This window comes from Bordetella genomosp. 6 (assembly GCF_002119705.1).
In the GTDB taxonomy this organism is placed as follows: domain Bacteria; phylum Pseudomonadota; class Gammaproteobacteria; order Burkholderiales; family Burkholderiaceae_B; genus Bordetella; species Bordetella bronchiseptica_F.
Genome location: NZ_CP021107.1, coordinates 3,466,930 through 3,485,981 on the forward strand (window position 1 = coordinate 3,466,930; position 19,052 = coordinate 3,485,981).

Here is a 19,052-nt window from a genome sequence, read left to right on the forward strand (position 1 = left end):
CGGTCCTTTTATCTAGAATCGTCGTCGACCGGGTTGCGCAGGACGCCCACCCCGGAAATATCCACCTCGAACACGTCGCCCGGCCGCAGGTAGCGCGGCGGCTTGCGCGACATGCCCACGCCGGCCGGCGTGCCGGTGGCAATGACATCGCCGGGCTGCAGCTCGGCGAAGGTCGAGAGATAGCTGACCAGTTGCGCCACCGTGAAGATCATGTTGGCGGCGCTGTCGTGCTGCACGGTTTCGCCATTGAGCCTGCCGATCACCGTCATGGCCTCGGGCGCGCCGGCCTCGTCGGCCGTCACCAGCCACGGGCCGAAGGCGCCGGAACGGGCGAAGTTCTTGCCCGGCGTGGCCTGGGTGGAGTGGCGCTGCCAGTCGCGCACCGAGTTCTCGGCCAGGCAGGCGTAGCCGGCCACGTGCGCCATGGCCCGCGCTTCGCTGACGCGGCGGGCCGGCCTGCCGATGATGACCGCCAGCTCGGCCTCGTAGTCGAACTGGTCCGACTCCGGCGGACGCAGCACCGGCTGCCCCTGCGCGGCCAGCGAACCGGCAAAGCGCACGAACACCGACGGCCTGGCCGGAATGGCCATGCCGGCCTCCTCGGCGTGCAGGCGGTAGTTCAGGCCGATGCACAGGATCTTGTCCGGATCGGGGATGGGCGCCAGCAGGGTTGCGTCGGCCAGCGCCACGCCGGCGGCCTCGCCCGCCTGGCGCAGCCGCGCCGCCAGGCCGTCCACGCCGTCGCGGGCCAGCGCGGCACGCAGCGTCGGCGCCTGCGCCGTGGCCAGGTCGACAATGCGTTCGCCCACCACCGCCCCATACGACGGCTGGGGTTCGCGCTGCGTGCGATCGAGGTAACTGACTAGTTTCATCCGGCTCTCCGTGTCCGGGCACAACCGCCCGGGGCATACATGTGTGCGATGCGGGAAAGTGTGCGATGCGGCGCCCGGCGGGACAATGGCACGACCGGAACAGCAGCTATTCCCGCCAAGATCAATCCGCGCCCGCCACCCGTACCAGCACCCGGCCGCCTTCGACGCGGCTAGGGTAAGTCCGGATGTCGCGGGTCAGCGGCGCGCACAGCGCGCGCCCGTCCCGGATGTCGAAGCGCCCCTGGTGCAGCGGACACTCGATCTCGTGCCCCTCCTGGAAGCCCTCGCACAGCCGGGCGTTGCCGTGGGTGCACAGGTTGTCGGTCGCGTAGACCTCGCCGTGCGCCAGATACAGCGCGATCTCCCGGTCGGCCACCCTGACCGCCACCGGCTCCTCTTCGGTGAGCATGTCTTCCCCGCCGACGTCGGTCCACTGTTCGCTCATTGCCTGCATGCCTCCTTGCCTGGTTGGTCGCGGGCGGCAGCGCCGCCTCGCCGCCCATCGTGCACCGGGGCGGCCCCCGCCAACAAGACGCGCGCCGGAACAACTGCTGTTCCCGGCGCGACAGCCGGGGCCGGCCCCGCGATGCCATAATCCATCACGCCATGCGGGCGCCCGGAGACAGAAAATGGGGATATCGAACTGGCAGCCGACCACGCGCGCGGCATGCTGGATGAGCGGAGCGCTGGTTTCCTTGCTGGCCATGGCGGTCGCCACGCGCGAGCTGTCGGCCCACGTCTCGGTATTCCAGATCCTGTTCTTCCGCAGCGCCTGCGGACTGCTGATCATCGTGCCGCTGGTCTGGCGCGCGGGCTGGCGGCAGGTCGCCACGGCGCGCCCCGGCCTGCACACCCTGCGCAACGCCACCCATTTCCTGGCCCAGTATGGCTGGGTCTACGGCATCGCCTTCATCCCGATGGCGGAGGTCTTCGCGATCGAATTCACCGTGCCGGTCTGGACCGCCCTGCTGGCCGCCGTGCTGCTGGGCGAGCGCCTGACGGCGGCGCGCCTGCTGGCGGTGGCGCTGGGGCTGGCCGGCGTGTTCATCATCGTGCGGCCGGGCAGCGGCATGATCCATCCCGCGGCGCTGGCCGTGCTGCTGGGCGCGGTCGCCTTCGCCCTGGCCTACATCATGACCAAGATGCTGGCGCGCACCGAGACGCCGCTGTGCATCCTGTTCTACATGACGCTGGTGCAGCTGCCGCTGGGTCTGGCGCCGGCACTGGCCAACTGGAGCTCGCCGCCGCCGCACGTGTGGCCGTGGATACTGGTGGTGGGCACCATGGGGCTGGCCACGCACTACTGCCTGGCGCGGGCCATGGCGCTGGCCGACGCCACGGTCGTGGTGCCGCTGGACTTCCTGCGCCTGCCGCTCATCGCCGTGGTCGGCGCCGTGTTCTACGGCGAGGCCATCGAGCCGCTGCTGTTCCTCGGCGCCGGCCTGATACTGGCGGGCAACCTGTACAGCATCCTGGCCGAACGGCGGCGCCCGGCCATGCCGCGCGCGGCGCGCGACGGCTCACACTAGTTCATCGAGGCAAAGCAGCGCTTGAGGAAATCGATCGCGATCTGCAGCTTGGCCGAAAAGCCGGTGCGCTGCAGCAGCAGCGCGTAGACCGAACGGTTGTCCGGCACGTAGTCCGCCAGCACCTCCACCAGGCGGCCGGCGCGGATGTCCTCTTCCAGCAGCCAGCGCGGCGCCATCATCACGCCCAGGCCGGCCAGGCAGGCGAGCCGGGCGGCGTGGCCGTTGTCGGTCACCAGGTTGCCCTTGACCGGCACGTTGCCGATCTCCCCCTCCAGGCGCACCGGCCAGCGGGTATTGAGCACCGAACCGCGCGTGATCAGGCAATTGTGGTCCATGAGATCGGCCGGCAGCTCGGGCGCGCCCTTGGCCGCGATGTATTGCGGCGCGACGCAGAACACGCGCCGGTAAGGCGCCAGTTTGATGGCCACCAGGCCCGGATCGACCGAATCGGCGATCCGCACCGCCACGTCGATGCGGGCCTTGAACAGGTCGACCTTCTCGAGCGAGAAATTGATGTCCAGCGACAGCAGCGGATTCTGCTGCAGGAACTGCGGCAACTGCGGCGCGATCACCGCCTCGCCCAGCATGGCCGGCGCCGTCATGCGCAAAAGGCCGCTGGCCTTGTCCTGCATGTTCGACATTTCCTCGGCGGCCTGGTCGAGCTCGATCAGCGCGCGCATGCAGTGGTCGTAGAGGCGCTGCCCGGCCTCGGTCACCATGAGCCGGCGCGTGTTGCGGTTGAGCAGGCGCTGCCCGATCTTGTTCTCCAGATTGGCGATGCGCTTGCTGACCATCGCCGGGTTGGCGCCGATGCGGCGCGCCACCTCGGAGAAGTTGCCGATCTCCACCGTGCGCACGAAGATGCGCAGCGTGGTCAAGTCTTCGAATGCCCATGCCGACGGCTGCCGCAGCCCGATGAACTCCGTCGAGGCGCCTCCCATGGCTGTCTCCTGTACGTAACCCGTCCGCCCACGCGCCGCGTGCGCGCCAGCGGCGCGCGCCTGCTCGTCAAGCGCGATGGGGTCGGCTGCGGTGAAATGCGCCGCGCCGGTCTGGGCACAGTCTAGCCCAAGCGCGCAACGCCCGGCCGCGCCTCATGGTTTCCCCTGACCGGCGCCCGCCGTCAGCCGAAATGGCAGCTGACCGTGCCCAGCGGCCCGTAATCGGCCAACAGGGTATCGCCGCTGGCCGCGTGCACCGGCCGGGTGAACGAACCGGCCATGATGACCTGGTCCTTCTCCAGCGCGATGCCGTGCGCCGACAGCTTCCTGGCCAGCCAGGCCACGCCGTTGGCGGGATGGTTGAGCACGCCGGCGGCCAGCCCGGTTTCCTCGACCACGGCGTTGCGCATGAGGATGGCGCCGACGCGGCGCAGGTCGACCTCGTCCACGCGCATCGGACGCCCGCCCAGGACCACGCCGGCATTGGCCGCGTTGTCGGAGATGGTGTCGGTCACCTTGCGGGTGGCCTTTGTCTGCGGGTCCACCATCTGCACGCGCGCGTCGAGGATTTCCAGGGCCGGCGTGACATAGCGCGCCGCCTCGAGCACGTCGAACAGCGTGACGCCTGGCCCTTCCAGCCGCCTGCCCATGATGAAGGCCAGCTCCACCTCGACCCGCGGCGCGATGAAGCGGCCCGGCGGTATGGTGGCCCCGTCGGCGAAGAACATGTCGTCCAGCAAGGCGCCGTAGTCCGGCTCGTCGATGCCGATCGCCGCCTGCATGGCGCGCGAGGTCAGGCCGATCTTGTGGCCCTTGAGCGGATTGCCTCCGGCGATCTTCAACGCCACCCATTTGCGCTGGATCGCGTAGGCATCCTCGATCGTCAGCGCCGGGTGGCGCAACGACAGCTGGCGGATCGGGGTGCGGGTCTGTTCGGCTTCGTACAGCTCGCGCGCAAGCGTGTCCAGCAGTGCGTCATCAAGCACGGCCATGTCTCCGGTGCGGGGTTGTTCGGGATTCATTCCGCCGGCAGCAGGCGGCGGCTCTGCTTGCGCGCGATGCGCCAGGCGCCGCCGACCCGGGCCAGCTCGTCGACGCAGTCGCGCACGCCCAGCATGCGCGGCTCGCCGACCACCCCGTCGGACGAGGTCAGGGTTTCGTAGGCTGTCATGTAGAAGCGCACCCGCGCGGTGTCCGGCGTGGCCTGCTCGATCCACAGGTTCGAGACGATATGGGCGGTCTGGCGGCGCGGGTCGCGCTGCGCCAGGGCCGCGCGCACCGCGTCGGGGCCGACCAGCTCCGTCCCCTGGCGGTTCCACACGCCGTCGTCGGCCATCAGGCCGGCCACCGCCTCGTTGTCGCGCCGGTCCAGGCCGCTGAAGAATCGGTAGACCACGGCAACCAGCGCTTGGGTCTCGTCCATGTTCATTGCGCGTCTCCCCAGGAATGTCTGGCAAGGGATGTTGCGGCAGCGTCCGTCCGGCGACAAGCAGCGCCATGGAACAGGTGTTATTCCCGCCGGCGGTGCTATGCGGCGGTTTCGCGCAGCAAGGCGCCGGCCAGCGGCGCACGCGGGTCGGCCAGGCGCCGCGCGTCCAGGCGCGCGCCTTCGGCGATGTATTTGCGCAGCTGGCGGAACTCGCGCGCCGCATTGACGCCCAGCACGGCCGCCGGCCGGCCGTCGGCGCGCATCTCCACGCACAGCAGCTGCGCCGGCGCGCCCTGGCGCAGCACCAGCTCGGCGCCCGGCTCGCTGGCGCCGGCCATCTGCACCAGGGTGTCGTACTGCTGCGACCAGAAGAACGGCAGCGGCGCGTAGCGGACCGCCTGGCCCAGCGCGGCGCGGGCCGCCGCGATGCCCTGGTCCTGCGCGTTCTGCCAGGATTCCAGGCCCCCCAGCTTCCCATCCGGCCCCGCCATTACCGCGACGTCGCCCGCCGCGTAGATGTCCGGGTCCGACGTGCGGCAGGCGCCGTCGACGATGACCCCTTGATCGCAGGCCAGCCCGGCCTGTCTTGCCAGCTCGTCGTTGCGCACCAGCCCCACGCCCGCGACCACGATGTCGGCCTCGACCCGCTGGCCATCGGCCAGCACGAGCAGGCCGCCGCGCCCGCTTGCCTCGATGCGCCGGACCCGGGCGTTCAGGCGCAGGTCCACGCCCTGGCCGGCATGCAGCCGCGCCAGCGTCTCGGACAGCAGCCCCGGACCGCTGCGGGCGCAGAGCCGGTCGGCGGCTTCCAGCAGCACCACCGCGCACCCCCGCTGGCGCGCCGCGGCCGCCACTTCCAGCCCGATCCACCCCCCGCCCAGCACCGCGACGCGAGGCGCGCCGTCGAAGGCCGCGCGCAGGCGGGCGGCATCGCCGATGGTGCGCAAGGTATGGACGCAGGGCAGGTCCGCGCCGGGCAGAGGCGGCAACCTGGGCCGTCCGCCGGTGCACAGGATCAGCGCGTCGTAGGGCAGCGCCCGCCCGTCGCCCAGCAGCAACTGGCGCGCGGCGCGGTCGATCCGCGTGGCGGCCGCGCCGCCGCGCCATTCGATCCGCAGTTCAGCCAGCTGCGTCGCGTCCATCAGGCTGGGCAAGGGCGGCGCCTGCGCGGCCAGTTGCTCCTTGGACAAGGGCGGCCGCTCGTAGGGCGGCGCGGTTTCGTCGCCGCACAGCAGCACGCGGCCCGCATAGCCTTCGGCGCGCAGCGTCCGCGCGGCCCAGCCGCCGGCCTGCCCGGCGCCGACGATGACGATGGTGTGCTGCTGCTCCATGGCTGGCCTCCCGTGCCGATCTTGCGATGTGACGCCGATCGTGCCGCGCGCGCCGCCTGCGGCGCAAGCCCGCGGCGGGAACAGCTGTTGTTCCCGCGGCCTAGCGTTGCACGGGCAGCGCCAGGCCCTGGGCGCCGCCGCGCCCGGCGATGCGGGACTTGCACGCCAGCACGATGCCCAGCGCCAGCAGGCTCAGCAGCAAGGCGGCGAAAAACGCCAGGTCGAAACGGCCGCCGCGCAGGTCGAACAGCGTGCCCACCAGCCAGGTCCCGAAACCGGCCGCGATGAAACTGGCCAGGTACAGCTCGGTCAGGCGCCGGCCGACCTGCTCCTTGGGATAGTGGCTCTGCACCAGCGCGCCGTAGGCCGGGTAATAGCCGCCGAAGCCGACGCCGATGGCCGCCGCGCCGGCCACCACCATGGCGGTGGAGCCGGTGAACTGCAGCAGCAGCGCGCCCAGGATCTGGATGGCGGTGGTCGCCAGCAGCACGGCGTACTTGTTCAAGCGGTCGAGCGAATAGCCGATCGCCAGCCGGGCAGCCAGCACCAGCCCGTAGTGCGCCGACATCAGGGCGCCCGCGCGCACCGGCGACAGGCCGGCCTGCGCGCCGTACGAGACCAGGTGCGAGGCCACGCCGGCCGCGGCCGAATTGGCCAGCAGCAGCGCCAGCGCCAGCCACACGATCAGCCTGCCGGCGCCCGCCGCCCCCGCGCCGGCAGGCGGGCTGGCGACGGGCCCGCGCCTGCCCAGGCCGACCGGCGGACGCGGCATGTACAGCGCCATGGCGGCCAGCATCGCGATCACCGCGACTGCCGCGTAGGCAAGCAGCGCGTCGCGCCAGCCATGCGCGCCGCTGACGGCGCGCAACAGGGGCGGCACCAGCAGGCCGCCCACGCCCTGTCCGCACAGGGCAATGGCCACCGCCAGCGACCGGCTGCGCAGGAACCACTGCGACACCGCCGCGGCGATGGTGCTGAGGAAGGCTCCCTGCCCCAGCCCGCCTATCAGCACCGCGTAGATCAGGTAGAACTGCCAGCGCGCCGTCGCCACGCTGGCCAGCGCCATCCCGCCGCACATGGCCAGCGTGGCCACCACGCCGATCGGGAAGAAACCGATACGGTCGAGCAGCCGCCCCATCAGCAGGGACGAAACCGCCGCGCCGGCCATGGTGGCGCCATACAGCGACGCCACGCCGCCGCCGTCCCAGCCGAACTCGGCCGAGAGTTCCGGAAACAGCATGGGCAGCGAATTGGCGGCGCCGAAGCTGAGCGAGGCCAGCACCAGCGTGGCCGCCGCCACCGCCCAGCTGTAAGGGCTGTCCGGATCAGGCGCGCGCATGGCCGCTCCGGCGGCGCCTCACCACGGAATGCCCATGGCGCGCGGCAGGCCGATCGAGATGACCGGGAAGGCCATGATCACGGCCAGGCCGGCCAGGAGCAGCAGCAGGAAAGGTATCAGCGGCCGGATGATGGCCTGCATGCTGACCCGCCCCACGCTGCATGCCACCAGCACCGCCAGCCCAGTGGGCGGCACGAACAGGCCGATGCCGGAAGCCAGCACCACGACCGTCAGCCAGTGCACCACGTCGATGCCCAGTTCGCGCACCACCGGCAGCAGGATGGGCACGAAGATCAGCACCGCCGGCGCGCCTTCGAGCACGGCGCCGATGAATACGAAGATCAGCGCCGTGATCAGCATCACGCCCCAGGGGCTGATGTGATTGTCGCGTATCCATTGCGCCACCGCGCCCGGCACGCCTTCGGTCGCCAGCAGGTAGCCGAAGATCATGGCGAACCCCATCAGCAGGCAGATCACGCCGGTGGCCACGCAGGTGTCGACCAGCGCCTGGTAGATGCCGCGCCAGCTCAGCCGGCGGTAGACCAGCCCGCCCACCAGCAGCGAGTACACCACGGCGAACGCGGCCATCTCCGTGACGGTGGCCACGCCCATGCGTATGCCGCCGAAGATGAGGATCGGCACGCCCAGCGCGAACAGCGCGTCCTTCAGGCCCTTGAGGATGGCCACGAACGAATAGGCCTCGCCGCGCGGCATGTTCTGCAGGCGCGCCTGGATGTGGATGAAGGCGAAGAACATCAGGCCGATGACGACGGCCGGCACCACGCCCGCCGCGAACACGGCGACCACCGAGGTATTGGCCACGGCCGCCACGACCACCATCAGGATGCAAGGCGGGATGAGGATGGAGAATGCGCACGACGCGCCGATCACCGACAGGCTGTACGGACGCGGATAGCCTTCGTTCTCCAGCGGCTTGAGCGTCATGGCCGACATCGCCGACACGTCCGCGACGGTCGAGCCCGAAATGCCGGACTGCAGCATGGTCGACCCCACCACCACCATGGGCAGGCCGCCGCGAAAGCGGCCGAGCAAGGTATAGGCGAAACGGACCAGCCGCTCGGAGATGCCGCCCTGCTCCATGATGGAGCCGGCGAAGATGAACAGCGGAATGGCCAGCAGGACGAACGAATCGATACCCATCACGGTGCGGTGCACCAGCAGGTTGATGGGCAGGTCGCTCTGGTAGAGCATCGCCAGCAGCGACGAAATGCCCATGGCGAAGCTGATCGGCATGCCGACCAGCACCAGCAGTACGAAGGAGAACGAGAGAATCGCGATAGTCATAGGGTGTCCTCCGGGGATCAGAGATCTCCGCCGGCCTCGTAGTGGGGCGGCTGCCGCTGGCCCCGCAGCGTCTGGATGAGCATCAGGGCGGCGTAGACCACCATCAGCACGCCGGCGGCCACGCAGCTGCTGTACAGCCAGCCTATCGTGATGCCCAGGCCGGGCAGCGTCTGGATGCTTGCGAATTGCACGGTCTGGTAGGCGGCGTAGGTGAACACCACCGAAAACACCAGGATCAATGCGTCCTGCAGGATGTAGAGGGCGCGTTTCATGCGCGGCCCGGCCTGTTCGACCAGAATGTCGACGGCCACGTTGGCGCGCTGCTGCACGGCGACGGCGAAACCCACCATCACGATCCAGGCAAACAGGATCCGGGCGAACTCGTCGGACCACGGCGTGCCCAGCTGCATGAAATAGCGGCTGATGACGGACATCACCAGGAAAATGATCAGCAGTGCCAGCAGGCCCGCCAGCACCATCTTGGGAAATCCGACCAGCACCCTGGCGGTCAGCGCGGCGGCGCCCTGTTTGCGGTTCATGGTTTCGTACTCCCGTCGTTCGGACAGTTCAGCCATGGTTTTGTCTCCTCGTCAGCGGTCTGGGCCGGCCGCGGCGTGTCGGGTCACATGCCGCGGCGCCCTGGCGTGATGCCTGCGCAAGGCCTGGCGGGCCAGGCGCTACTTCTGCGCATCCAGGACTTGCTGGAACAGCGTCTTGTCCAGCTGGCCCTCGAATTGTTTCCAGATCTGCTGCCCGGTCGTGCGCCATTGCGCCATTTCCTCGGCGCTCGGGTGGTAGACCTTCACGCCCTGGCTCTCCGCATAGGCCAGGGCCTTGGCCGCCATGTCATGGTCGATCCGGTTGCCGTATGCCTCGGCCTCCCGCGAGGCCTCCAGGATGGCCTTCTGGCTTTCGGCCGGCAGCTTGGCGAACCTGTCCTTGCGCATCACCAGGGTCTGCACGCCGATCACGGCGTCGTTGGCGGTGGCGTACTTGAGCACTTCATAGTGCTTGGCGGTCGCCAGCCAGGTCGGCATCACGAACTCGCCGTCCACGACCCCGGAGCTCAGGGCGTTGTAGACCTCGGCCCAGTCCACCGAAGTGGGAATGGCGCCCCAGTTCTTGAACATGGCGATTTCCACCGGCGACGCCGTGGTGCGGATCTTCAGGCCCGCCAGGTCGCCCGGCACCTTGAGCTGCTTCTTGGTATTGACGACATGGCGAAAGCCGCCGTTGTTCAGCAGCATCAGCAGCTTGAAGCCGTCGCGCTCGAAGCGCTGGCGGATCTCCTCGCCGACCTGGCCGGCCATGGCCTTCTCGAACGCCTCCTCGTTCTTGAACACGTACGGCAGGTCCATGAAAATCAGCGTGCGGGTAAACGCCCCCCAGTTGGCGTTCGAGCCGCCGCCCATGTCCACCGCGCCGTTGAGCACCGCCTCGATGGAGGTGCGCTCGTTGTACAGCGAACCGGCCAGGTGGGTCTCGATCGCCAGCGTGCCGCCGGACTTCTCCTTGACCAGCTCGGCGAACTTGAGGAAGGCCATGCCCACCGCCTGGTTCTCCGTGGCGCCATGGGCCAGCTTGAGGACCTTGGCGGGCTTGCCCTGGGCCTGCACGGCCGGGGCCGGCGCAAGCAACGACACCGCCGCCGCGGCGCAGGCCGCGGCCAACATCTTGAGCTTCATGTTTGTCTCCTAGGTTTTTATGTATGGGGTCCGTTTGGTCAGGACACCTGGCTTGCAGACTCCGGCGCGGACCGCGACCGCCCATCCATGGGGATCGACGGTTGCGCACGCCGGCAACGCACGGCCTCGATGACGCGCAGGCAGGCCAGGGCCTTGGCTGCCTCGGCAATCTCGTCGAACACGGGAATGCCTGCCTGCACGGAATCGCGCCGGTAACCGCGCTTTCTTTCCTCGATTTCCGCGTCGCCGTCCGAACGCAGCACCAGGATGAGGTGCGCCACGCCGCGGCCGTGCTGCCTGGCCTGCGTCACGGCGGCAATGATGTTCTTGAGCATGTCCACGTGCTGGAAGTCGGTGATCACCGTCATGTTGGCGTGGATAATGACGGCGTCGATGCTGTCGTCCTGCGCGAGGATGCGCACGATATCCGTCGCCGCCCTGCCCTCGTTCTGCTGCAGGGCGCCGGCCGGCACGTCGACCGGGTTGAGCACCGACGAGCCCGCCGGCAGCCTGAGCGCCTCCAGTGCCGCCAGCGTGTCCGCGGCGAACGGCGGCACCGCGAAGCCGGCGCGGCCGCAGGCGTCGGTGCCCAGCACGCTGGTCCCGCCGCCGTTGCCGAACAGGGCGATGGTGCGCGTCGGCTGGGAACGGGGCTGCAGGCACTGGCACAGCAGCAGCACGTCGAGGAACTCGTCCAGCGTGTCGACGATGGGCATGCCGGTCTGCTTGCCCAGCGCGGCCCAGGCCTGCTCGCTGCCAGCCAGCGCGCCGGTATGCGATGACGCGGCGCGCCGCCCCTGCGCGGTGCCGCCGCCCTTGAGCAGGACCACCGGCTTGCGGCAGCCCGCCTGGCGCAGCACCTCGAACAGGCGGCGCCCGTCGCGGGCGCTTTCGAGATACATACCTATGACCCGGGTCTGCGCGTCGGCCAGGAAGTACTCCAGCAGTTCCGAGGCGCTGACATCGACGGCGTTGCCGATGGTGACCAGGCCGCTGAAGCGCAGGCCGCGATGCTGGCCGCGCCGGATGATGTCGGTGCCCAGCCCGCCGCTCTGGCAGACGACCCCGACATGGCCAGGCTCGTCGGTGACGCGGCGGGTGAAGCTGACGCGCGCGCGCGGCGAGTACACCCCCAGGCAGTTCGGGCCCACCACGCGCACGTCGGCGTCGCGCGCCGCGGCCAGCAGATCCTGCTGCAGCGCGTCGCCCTCCTGGGTTTCGCCAAAGCCGCTGGACATGACCTGGGCCACGCGCACTTTGCCGCGCCCGCTGCGTATCACGCCGGGCACCCGCTCGGCGGCGGTCGCCACGTAGGCGTAATCGACCGTTTCCGGCAAGGCCTCCAGCGACGCGAAGACCGGCAGGCCCTCGATCTCGCCGGCGCTGGGGTGCACCGGATAGATCGGCCCGGCATAGCCGAAGGCGCGCAGGTTGCGGATGAAGCGGTTGCCGCCGGACACCGTCGAGGCCGACGCGCCGACGACGGCGATGCTTTTCGGCTGGAAAAGCGAATCGAGAATCTTGGGTTCAGTCACGCTGCTCTCACTGCGTCAGGATGAATCGGGCGTCGACCGCGACGGCGCCGCGGGGCGATACGATGAGCGGATTGATGTCGAGCTCGGCCACCTCGGGCTGGCCGGCCAGCAGCACGCCGCCTTCGCCGCCCACGCGCAGGATGGTCTCGACCAGGGCGTCGATGCTGACCGCCTGCTTGCCGCGCGCGCCCGCGAGCAAGGGGCTGCTCTGCAGCTCCCCTATCATCTCGAGCGCGTCCTCGCGCGTGACCGGGCAGATGCGAAACGCCACGTCCTTGAAGACTTCGACGAAAATGCCGCCCAGGCCGATCATCACCATCGGGCCGAACTCGGGATCGCGCAGCCCGCCCACCACCACTTCCACGCCGGGCTCGGCCATTTCCTCGACCAGCCAGCCCTCGACCCGCGCGCCGGCCTGCTCGACGCGCTGGCGCATCTCGCCGGCCGCCTGCCGCAGCGCCGCCGGGCTGGCCAGGTTGAGCCGCACCCCGCCCATCTCGGTCTTGTGGATCACGTCGGGCGAGATCAGCTTCAGGACATAGGGTTGGGCCAACTGGCCCTCGACCTGCGCGAACGACGCGTCGGCGGGCAGCACCACCGACTTGGGCACGGCGATGCCGTGGCCGGCGAGGATGCGCTTGCCGGTCGGTTCGTCGAGCGCGCCGCGCCCCGCGTCCAGGGCCTGGCGCAGGATGGACGAGAGCTCGCGCTGGTCCATGGGCGCGGGGCTCATGCGCTGATCACCGCGATCACGTCGCCTTCGCTGACCGGCGCGCCGACTTCCAGGCGCAGGTCCCCGATGGTGCCGCCGCACGGCGCCAGCACCGGGATCTCCATCTTCATGGATTCCAGGATGGCGATCTCCTGGTCTTCGGCGACCGTGTCGCCCGCCGCCACCAGCACTTTCCACACGGAACCGCTGACTTCCGAAATCACTTCTACATTGGCCATGATGTGTTCGACTCTCGATAAAGTTTGGACCGGCGCGCCGGCCGCTCAATAGGTGGTGGGCCAGTTCGACAGCAGGTGCTGCCCGATGCGGCGGCCCTGCGCGCCGCGATGGATGTCCAGCAGGCGGATGAGATGCGCGCGCGTCTCGCGCGGATCGATCACCGCATGCGTTTCGTACAGCGCGGCCAGCCCCCAGGCCGAGGTGTCCTTGGACAACTGCGCGACCAGTTCGCGATAGCGCTCGGGGTCGTCCTGCTCGTTGACGCCGAACAGCACGTTGGCGCCGACGCCGGGCGCCATGAAGCCCAGGTCCGCGCTGGGCCAGGCCAGCACTTCGTCGGAGTTCCTGCCGCCGCCCATGTTCAGGTAGGCCTGGCCATAGCTCTTGCGCATGATCACCGAGATCTTGGGCACGGTGACCAGCGAGATCGCGTTCATCCAGTTCATGATCCGGCCCGGCGCGGCGCGGCGCTCGCCCTCGATGCCGATCAGAAAGCCGGGCTGGTCGACCAGGAACACCAGCGGGATGTTGAACGAGTCGCACAGCACCAGGAACGAGATCGCCTTGTTGCAGGCGTCCACGTCGATCGCACCGCCCTTGAACATCGGATTGCTCGCCAGGATGCCGACCGGATGGCCGTCCAGGCGCGCGACCATGGTGCAGATGGAGCGGCCGAACCTGGCCTTGAGCTCCATCACGCTGTCGCGGTCGACGATGCAGTCGATCGCCTTGCGCACGTCATAGACCTTGTTGCTGTCGGTCGGCACGTGCTGCAGGATCGCCCCGGTGTCGGGCACGCTTTCCGGCGTGACGGCCTGGCGCGGCGGCGGCTCGTTCTGGTTGCTGGGGAAATAGGCCAGCCACTTCTTGACGATCTCCAGCGCTTCTTCGTCGGTTTCCGCCAGCGCGTCGACCAGGCCGGTCGACTGCGTATGCATGCGCCAGCCGCCGAGCTCTTCCGAGTCGATTTCCTGGCGGATGGCCTTGGACGTGACCCGCCCGCTCGCCACCGCCATGGTCGCGCCGCGGCGCATGACGACGAAGTCCGAGAGGCAGGCGTACCAGGTGGAGGACCCATAGCACGGCCCGAGCAGCGCGCTCACCCAGGGGGTTTCGCGCAGGCGGCGGTACTCGTACGGGTCTTGGCCCAGGATCGCGCGGCCCTCGGCGCCCATGCGGTCGGGCATGCGCGCGCCGGTGGATTCGCCCAGGAAGATCAGCGGCAGGCCGTTCTTGGTGGCTACTTCGCGCATATGGCGGATCTTCTTGCCGTTGACCACCGAGCTGGACGCACCCATCACGGTGAAGTCGTTGGCCACCACCGCCACCTTGCGCGCCTGGACCTTGCCGTAGCCGGCGATCTTGCCGTCGGCCGGGGTGCGCTCGGCCACTTCCTTGCGGTGCGACACCGCGAACAGGCCGCTTTCCTCGAAGGTGCCCGGATCGAGCAGGATCTCGAGCCGTTCGCGCGCGTTCAGCACACCTTCGGCGCGGCGTTTCTCCAGCTTGGCCGGGCCGCCCATGCCCAGTGCATGATCCTTGCGGGCGGCATAATCGACAAGCAGTTCTTCGTGTGACATGTGAGGCTTACCTTCTCAGAGCAAATGGCGCATGGGGTGATCGGCGTACAGCTTTTCCTTGACGAACTGGGTGCTGACGTTGCCGGCGATGAAATCCTCGTCCCGCATCAGCCGTTCGTGGAATTCCTTGGTCGTCTTCACGCCGGCGATCTCCAGCTCGCCCAGCGCGCGCAGCATCCGGGCGATGGCCTTCTCGCGCGACTCGTCCCAGACGATCAGCTTGCCCAGCAGCGAGTCGTAGTACGGCGGCAGCTTGTAGCCGCGGTACACGTGCGAATCCATGCGCACGCCCGGCCCCGCGGGCAGCCGGATGTCGTTGACCGTGCCCGGGCTGGGCATGAACGCCTTCTGCGGGTCCTCCGCGTTGATGCGGCATTCGATCGCGTGCCCCGTCATGACGATGTCCTGCTGGCGCAGGCCCAGCCGGCCGCCGCCGGCCACCGCCAGCTGGAGCCTGACCAGGTCCACGCCGGTGACGGTTTCGGTGACCGGATGCTCGACCTGGATGCGCGTGTTCATTTCGATGAAGAAGAATTCGCCGGTCTTGCCGTCCATGACGAACTCCAGCGTGCCCGCGCCGCGGTACTTGACCGCGCGCGCCAGCGCGCAGGCCGCCTCGCCCATGCGCTGCCGCGTCTCGTCGGACAGCACCGGCGACGGGCTTTCCTCCAGCAGCTTCTGGTGGCGGCGCTGGATCGAGCACTCCCGCTCGCCCAGGTGGATGACGTCCTCGCCGTCGCCGAACACCTGGATCTCGACGTGGCGCACGGGCGAGATATAGCGTTCGATGTAGACCGAGCCGTCGCCGAAGGCGGATTTCGCCTCCATCGACGCGCGCTCCAGGCCCTCGCGCAGCTGCTCCTCGCCCTGGATCACGCGCATGCCGCGCCCGCCGCCGCCCGCCGCCGCCTTGACCAGCAAGGGATAGCCGACCTCGCGGGCCACCTTGATGGCCTCCTCGACATCGCTGACCGGTTCGGGCGAGCCCGGCACGATGGGCACGCCTGCTTCCTTGGCGATCTTGCGGGCCTGCGCCTTGTCGCCCATCATGCGGATCGCGCCGGGATCCGGGCCGATGAAGACGATGCCGGCGTCGATGCAGGCCTGGGCGAAGTCCTCGTTCTCGGACAGGAAGCCGTAGCCGGGATGAATGGCGTCGCAGCCATGTTCGCGCGCGGCGGCGATCAGCGCCGCGATGTTCAGGTAGCTCGCCGACGGCTCGGGGCCGCCGATGGGGACCGCTTCATCGGCCAACCTGACAGGCAACGAATCCTCGTCCGCGCTGGAGTAGACCTGGACCGTCCGTATGTCCATCTCCCGGCACGCGCGGATGATACGCAGGGCGATCTCCCCCCTGTTCGCAATCAATACCTTTTTCAGTTTCATGTTGGCCTCTTGAATGAAGGGTTCCCGATGTCAGCCGTAGCGGCTGGTGTCGCCGCCGGTGACATCGACGTATTCGTGATTCTCCGAATCGAGCAGGCTGCAGCGATACTCGATCGGCGTATCTCCAAAGCTGTACGCCACGCGCAGGATGCGCAGCATGGGCGCGCCCAGCTTGCAGCCCAGGCGCTTGGCGGTGTCCTTGTCGGCAACGGTCGCGCTGACGCGGTCTATCGTCTTGACGATGTTGATGCCGTACTGTTCGCGGTAGAAGTCATAGATGGTGGCGTCGCGCGCGCTCAGCTTCTCGCGGGTCAGGCCCTCGAAGGTGCGCACCGGAACGTAGATCGTGTCGAGCAGCACGGGCGTGCCCTGCATCGTCATCGAGTTCTTGATGACGAAGACCGGATCGCCTGGCTGCAGCGCCAGCTTCTGCGCCACCTCCTCGGTGGCCTGCGCCTGGGAAAAGCCGTGCGTCGATACCAGCGGCACGTCGACCACGCCGTCGCGCCGCTCGATGTGCCAGAACGAATTGAGCATGCGGCTGGTGTCGTAGGGCGCCAGGAAGGTGCCGCGCCCCTGCTGCCGGATGACGATGCGCTCGGAAACCAGCTCGGCGATGGCCCGGCGCACGGTGCCCACGCTGACGCCGAACTGGCTGGCCAGTTCGTTGTCGCCGGGCAGCGCCATGCCGGACTTGATGCCCTTTTTCTGCACGAACCGGATCAGCTCCTCCTTGATCATCCGATAGAGCGGGATGGAGCGGTTCTCATACAGGACGAGGGTCGCGCGATTCGAGACGTTGGTATCTTTCATTTGAGCCATGGTGGGTCCTGGTTATGCTGGAAGCAGCTTCCGTTGCCGTAAATCCGAAAGCATAGACTTGAGCATATCTTCAAATAAAAGAATTTCCGTCCATCCCGCGCGGCGGATCTTGTACATGCTGCAGACCTGGTCGAAGCCGTTGGAATACACCCAATCGGCGAACGACCAGTCGACATAGGCCTCCAGGGGAAAATGCCGCAGCCCGTGCCGCTCGCAGGCCGCCTGCCACGCGGCCTCGTTGGCCGGCATCATGGCGGCCAGGCGTATCTGCTGCACGCCCCCCGCCTGCATGCCGAACGCCTCGGCGACCGCCGGCCAGAGGTTGCTCCAGCGCTCGGGCTCGCCGTTGTGGAAATTGAAGGCTTCGTTCTCGCAGGCCGCGACATCCACCGACCAGGCCATGGCGCGCGCCAGCAGGCGGGCGTCGGTGCACTGGTTGAGCGCCGCGAACGCCGCCGGCGTGCCGGGGAACTTCAAGGGCGCCCCCGCGGCCTTCATGACCGAGGCATACAGGGACAGGGCCATGAGGTGGTTCATGGGGCTGCCCAGGGCGTAGCCGAAGATGCCGTGCGGCCGGAACGCGGTCCAGCTCCAGCGGCCGGACTGGCGCTGGCGCGCCGCGATCCAGTCCTGCTGGTCGTAGTAGAAATTGGGCGGGCAATGGCGCGCGTCGTCCTCGCGCGCCGGCGTGCGGAACGGCCCCAGGTGATTGCCGTACCACTTGGTTCCGTGCACCAGCACGACGCGCGCCAGGCCGGGCGCATGCCGGTCGACCGCCGACACCAGGTTGGCCAGCATGGCCAGGTTGGGCGCGGCCTCCTCGCCCAGGGTGGGGCGCGGCGCATAGGCGCAATAGAAGACATGCGTGATGCCGGGGAAGGCGGCCAGCGCCGCCTCGGCCTGCGCCGCGTCCAGCAGGTCGGCCGCGATGTGCCGCACGCCGGGCAGCGTGGCTTCCTGGCGCCGCGAGATCGTCACGACATCCCAGGCCTCGTCGCGCGCCAGGTGCCGCACGAGCGCGTTGCCCACGATGCCGTACGGTCCGGCGATCAGCGCTGTCCTCTTCACGTCGTTCTCCGTCCGGGCCGCCGCGTTACTTGTCCACGCCCAGCAGGCGGGCGGCGTTGGTCCACAGCACCTTGTGGACGATGTCCTCGCGCCAGCCCAGCTGCAGGAAGTCGCGCAGCGAATCCTGGATGTCCTTGACCGGATACGCGGTGCCGAACAGGGTGCGGTCCTCCAGGAACATGTTGGCGCCCTTGACGTAGCTGTCGGCGCAGATCATGCCGCGGGTCGACGCGTACAGGTCCGGCGATACGTAGATGTTGGGGCAGGCCAGCGCCACCACGACCATCTCGTCGGCATACGGCCAGGCGGCGTGCGACACCACGATCTTCAGGTCGGGATAGCGCTGGGCCACCCGCTGGATCGACACCGGGCTGGACCAGGTGATGTCGTGGCCGGCCAGCGCCGAGAGCAGGCCCGAGAGCGAAATCGACACCGGCAGCTTGAGTTCCAGCGCCAGCTCGTAGACCGGATCCAGGGTCTTGTCATCCGACCAGCGCGGAATGCGGGCCGAGCCGGGCTCGATGGAAATGCCCTTGACGCCGGTGGCGCCGGCCAGCTCGCGGATCTCGGCCAGGCTGCCCGCGATGTTGTCGAGGTCCACGCCCAGGAAACCGAGAAAGCGGTCGGGATAGGTGGCCAGCAGGTCGACGATGTCCTGGTTGGCCACGCCGCCCAGGTTGCCGGCCCCGCTGGAGGCCCGGCCCATGGCCACGCCGTAGCGGATGCCGGCCGAGTCCATTTCCTCGAACAGCAGCCCGACGTCCTCGAGCCAGGCCGAGCGCGCGCCCTTGAACGTCAGGTTGTGGCGCGGATAGTGCATGGCCGTGCGGAACACCGAGCCCTTGGTCCAGGCCGGAACGGGCGGCCGCAGCCGCATATCGAGGATGGGAGGCATGATCATTCGTGTGGTCCTTGGGTCAGGTGGATTGGGCGCGCCGCGTGCGTATCAATAGATGCGCTTGCAGGTCAGGCCGAGGCGATTGGCGACGCCGCGCTGGTTGGCGTCCTGCTGCGAGCGCGCGCCGGCTTCGCTGTCGCGCCATGCCAGCGTGGCGTCCAGGTCGTCGGTCTCGATCACGGCGAGGTACTTGCGGCAGGCTTGCGGCCCGTCCAGCACCTCGTAGCGGCGCACGCCCGTCACGCCCGGCGTGGCCAGCACCTCGCGGTAGTGATCGCCATGCATCCACGCGTCCAGCTCGGCGGGCGCGTCGTACATCACGATGACGGCGTGGGAGGAAGCGGCGGGTTGTGTCATGCGGATTCTCCGTGGCAACGAAA

20 protein-coding genes are annotated in these 19,052 nt (G+C 68.9%); 1 reads left to right on the top strand and 19 read right to left on the bottom strand.

The features are described from left to right. Positions 1-8 precede the first annotated feature (8 nt). On the bottom strand, positions 9-872 hold the full coding sequence (locus CAL11_RS16240) for a fumarylacetoacetate hydrolase family protein (RefSeq protein ID WP_086093498.1): 864 nt from the start codon (positions 870-872) through the stop codon (positions 9-11). A gap of 121 nt (positions 873-993) precedes the next feature. Next, positions 994-1,317: a non-heme iron oxygenase ferredoxin subunit gene (locus CAL11_RS16245; RefSeq protein WP_086093499.1), complete on the bottom strand. Its 324-nt coding sequence runs from the start codon at positions 1,315-1,317 to the stop codon at positions 994-996. A 184-nt stretch (positions 1,318-1,501) separates the two neighbouring features. Between CAL11_RS16245 and CAL11_RS16250 the strand changes: the two genes are divergently transcribed. Then, a complete protein-coding gene (locus tag CAL11_RS16250; RefSeq protein WP_086093500.1) occupies positions 1,502-2,401 on the top strand; it encodes a DMT family transporter in 900 nt (299 codons plus the stop codon). Here the strand turns inward: CAL11_RS16250 and CAL11_RS16255 are convergent. The 17 genes from CAL11_RS16255 to CAL11_RS16335 all read right to left on the bottom strand — a co-directional run bounded on the left by CAL11_RS16255 (position 2,398) and on the right by CAL11_RS16335 (position 19,029). After that, positions 2,398-3,342 carry a LysR family transcriptional regulator gene (locus tag CAL11_RS16255; protein WP_033462074.1) on the bottom strand — a complete coding sequence of 315 codons (945 nt, stop codon included), beginning with the start codon at positions 3,340-3,342 and terminating at the stop codon, positions 2,398-2,400. The genes CAL11_RS16250 and CAL11_RS16255 overlap by 4 nt on opposite strands. A 182-nt stretch (positions 3,343-3,524) precedes the next feature. Beyond that, the gene (gene hpaH, locus CAL11_RS16260; RefSeq protein WP_086093501.1) at positions 3,525-4,334 is read right to left on the bottom strand and encodes a 2-oxo-hept-4-ene-1,7-dioate hydratase; all 810 of its coding nucleotides are present in this window, start codon (positions 4,332-4,334) and stop codon (positions 3,525-3,527) included. 26 nt (positions 4,335-4,360) lie between these two features. Continuing rightward, positions 4,361-4,765, bottom strand: coding sequence for a nuclear transport factor 2 family protein (locus CAL11_RS16265; RefSeq protein ID WP_244172816.1), 405 nt, complete (start codon positions 4,763-4,765; stop codon positions 4,361-4,363). A 104-nt stretch (positions 4,766-4,869) separates the two neighbouring features. Beyond that, complete coding sequence (locus CAL11_RS16270; protein ID WP_086093503.1) at positions 4,870-6,102, bottom strand: NAD(P)/FAD-dependent oxidoreductase; 1,233 nt, start codon at positions 6,100-6,102, stop codon at positions 4,870-4,872. A gap of 100 nt (positions 6,103-6,202) precedes the next feature. Continuing rightward, positions 6,203-7,441, bottom strand: coding sequence for an MFS transporter (locus CAL11_RS16275; protein WP_086093504.1), 1,239 nt, complete (start codon positions 7,439-7,441; stop codon positions 6,203-6,205). A gap of 18 nt (positions 7,442-7,459) precedes the next feature. After that, positions 7,460-8,746, bottom strand: a complete 1,287-nt coding sequence (locus CAL11_RS16280) for a TRAP transporter large permease (RefSeq protein WP_003809811.1) — start codon at positions 8,744-8,746, stop codon at positions 7,460-7,462. Between the two features lie 17 nt (positions 8,747-8,763). Further along, positions 8,764-9,321, bottom strand: coding sequence for a TRAP transporter small permease (locus tag CAL11_RS16285; RefSeq protein ID WP_086093505.1), 558 nt, complete (start codon positions 9,319-9,321; stop codon positions 8,764-8,766). A 102-nt stretch (positions 9,322-9,423) separates the two neighbouring features. Next, entirely contained in the window at positions 9,424-10,431 is a 1,008-nt protein-coding gene (locus CAL11_RS16290) for a TRAP transporter substrate-binding protein (protein ID WP_086093506.1), read from the bottom strand. A gap of 38 nt (positions 10,432-10,469) precedes the next feature. After that, on the bottom strand, positions 10,470-11,966 hold the full coding sequence (locus CAL11_RS16295) for an acetate--CoA ligase family protein (protein ID WP_086093507.1): 1,497 nt from the start codon (positions 11,964-11,966) through the stop codon (positions 10,470-10,472). A 7-nt stretch (positions 11,967-11,973) separates the two neighbouring features. Continuing rightward, positions 11,974-12,699 (bottom strand): acetate--CoA ligase family protein, encoded by a 726-nt coding sequence (locus tag CAL11_RS16300; RefSeq protein WP_086093508.1) that lies wholly within the window; start codon positions 12,697-12,699, stop codon positions 11,974-11,976. Continuing rightward, positions 12,696-12,917 carry a biotin/lipoyl-binding carrier protein gene (locus CAL11_RS16305; RefSeq protein WP_015064213.1) on the bottom strand — a complete coding sequence of 74 codons (222 nt, stop codon included), beginning with the start codon at positions 12,915-12,917 and terminating at the stop codon, positions 12,696-12,698. Before CAL11_RS16305 ends, CAL11_RS16300 begins: the two co-directional genes overlap by 4 nt. 45 nt (positions 12,918-12,962) lie before the next feature. Next, entirely contained in the window at positions 12,963-14,498 is a 1,536-nt protein-coding gene (locus tag CAL11_RS16310) for an acyl-CoA carboxylase subunit beta (RefSeq protein ID WP_015064214.1), read from the bottom strand. A 15-nt stretch (positions 14,499-14,513) separates the two neighbouring features. Continuing rightward, positions 14,514-15,884: an acetyl-CoA carboxylase biotin carboxylase subunit gene (gene accC / locus CAL11_RS16315; RefSeq protein ID WP_086093509.1), complete on the bottom strand. Its 1,371-nt coding sequence runs from the start codon at positions 15,882-15,884 to the stop codon at positions 14,514-14,516. Between the two features lie 30 nt (positions 15,885-15,914). Then, positions 15,915-16,706 (bottom strand): GntR family transcriptional regulator, encoded by a 792-nt coding sequence (locus CAL11_RS16320; protein WP_086093510.1) that lies wholly within the window; start codon positions 16,704-16,706, stop codon positions 15,915-15,917. 12 nt (positions 16,707-16,718) lie between these two features. Beyond that, positions 16,719-17,774, bottom strand: a complete 1,056-nt coding sequence (locus CAL11_RS16325; RefSeq protein ID WP_086093511.1) for an SDR family oxidoreductase — start codon at positions 17,772-17,774, stop codon at positions 16,719-16,721. A 25-nt stretch (positions 17,775-17,799) separates the two neighbouring features. Continuing rightward, positions 17,800-18,675 carry an amidohydrolase family protein gene (locus tag CAL11_RS16330; protein WP_068925505.1) on the bottom strand — a complete coding sequence of 292 codons (876 nt, stop codon included), beginning with the start codon at positions 18,673-18,675 and terminating at the stop codon, positions 17,800-17,802. A gap of 45 nt (positions 18,676-18,720) precedes the next feature. Continuing rightward, entirely contained in the window at positions 18,721-19,029 is a 309-nt protein-coding gene (locus CAL11_RS16335; protein WP_086093512.1) for a DUF4286 family protein, read from the bottom strand. Positions 19,030-19,052: the final 23 nt, after the last annotated feature.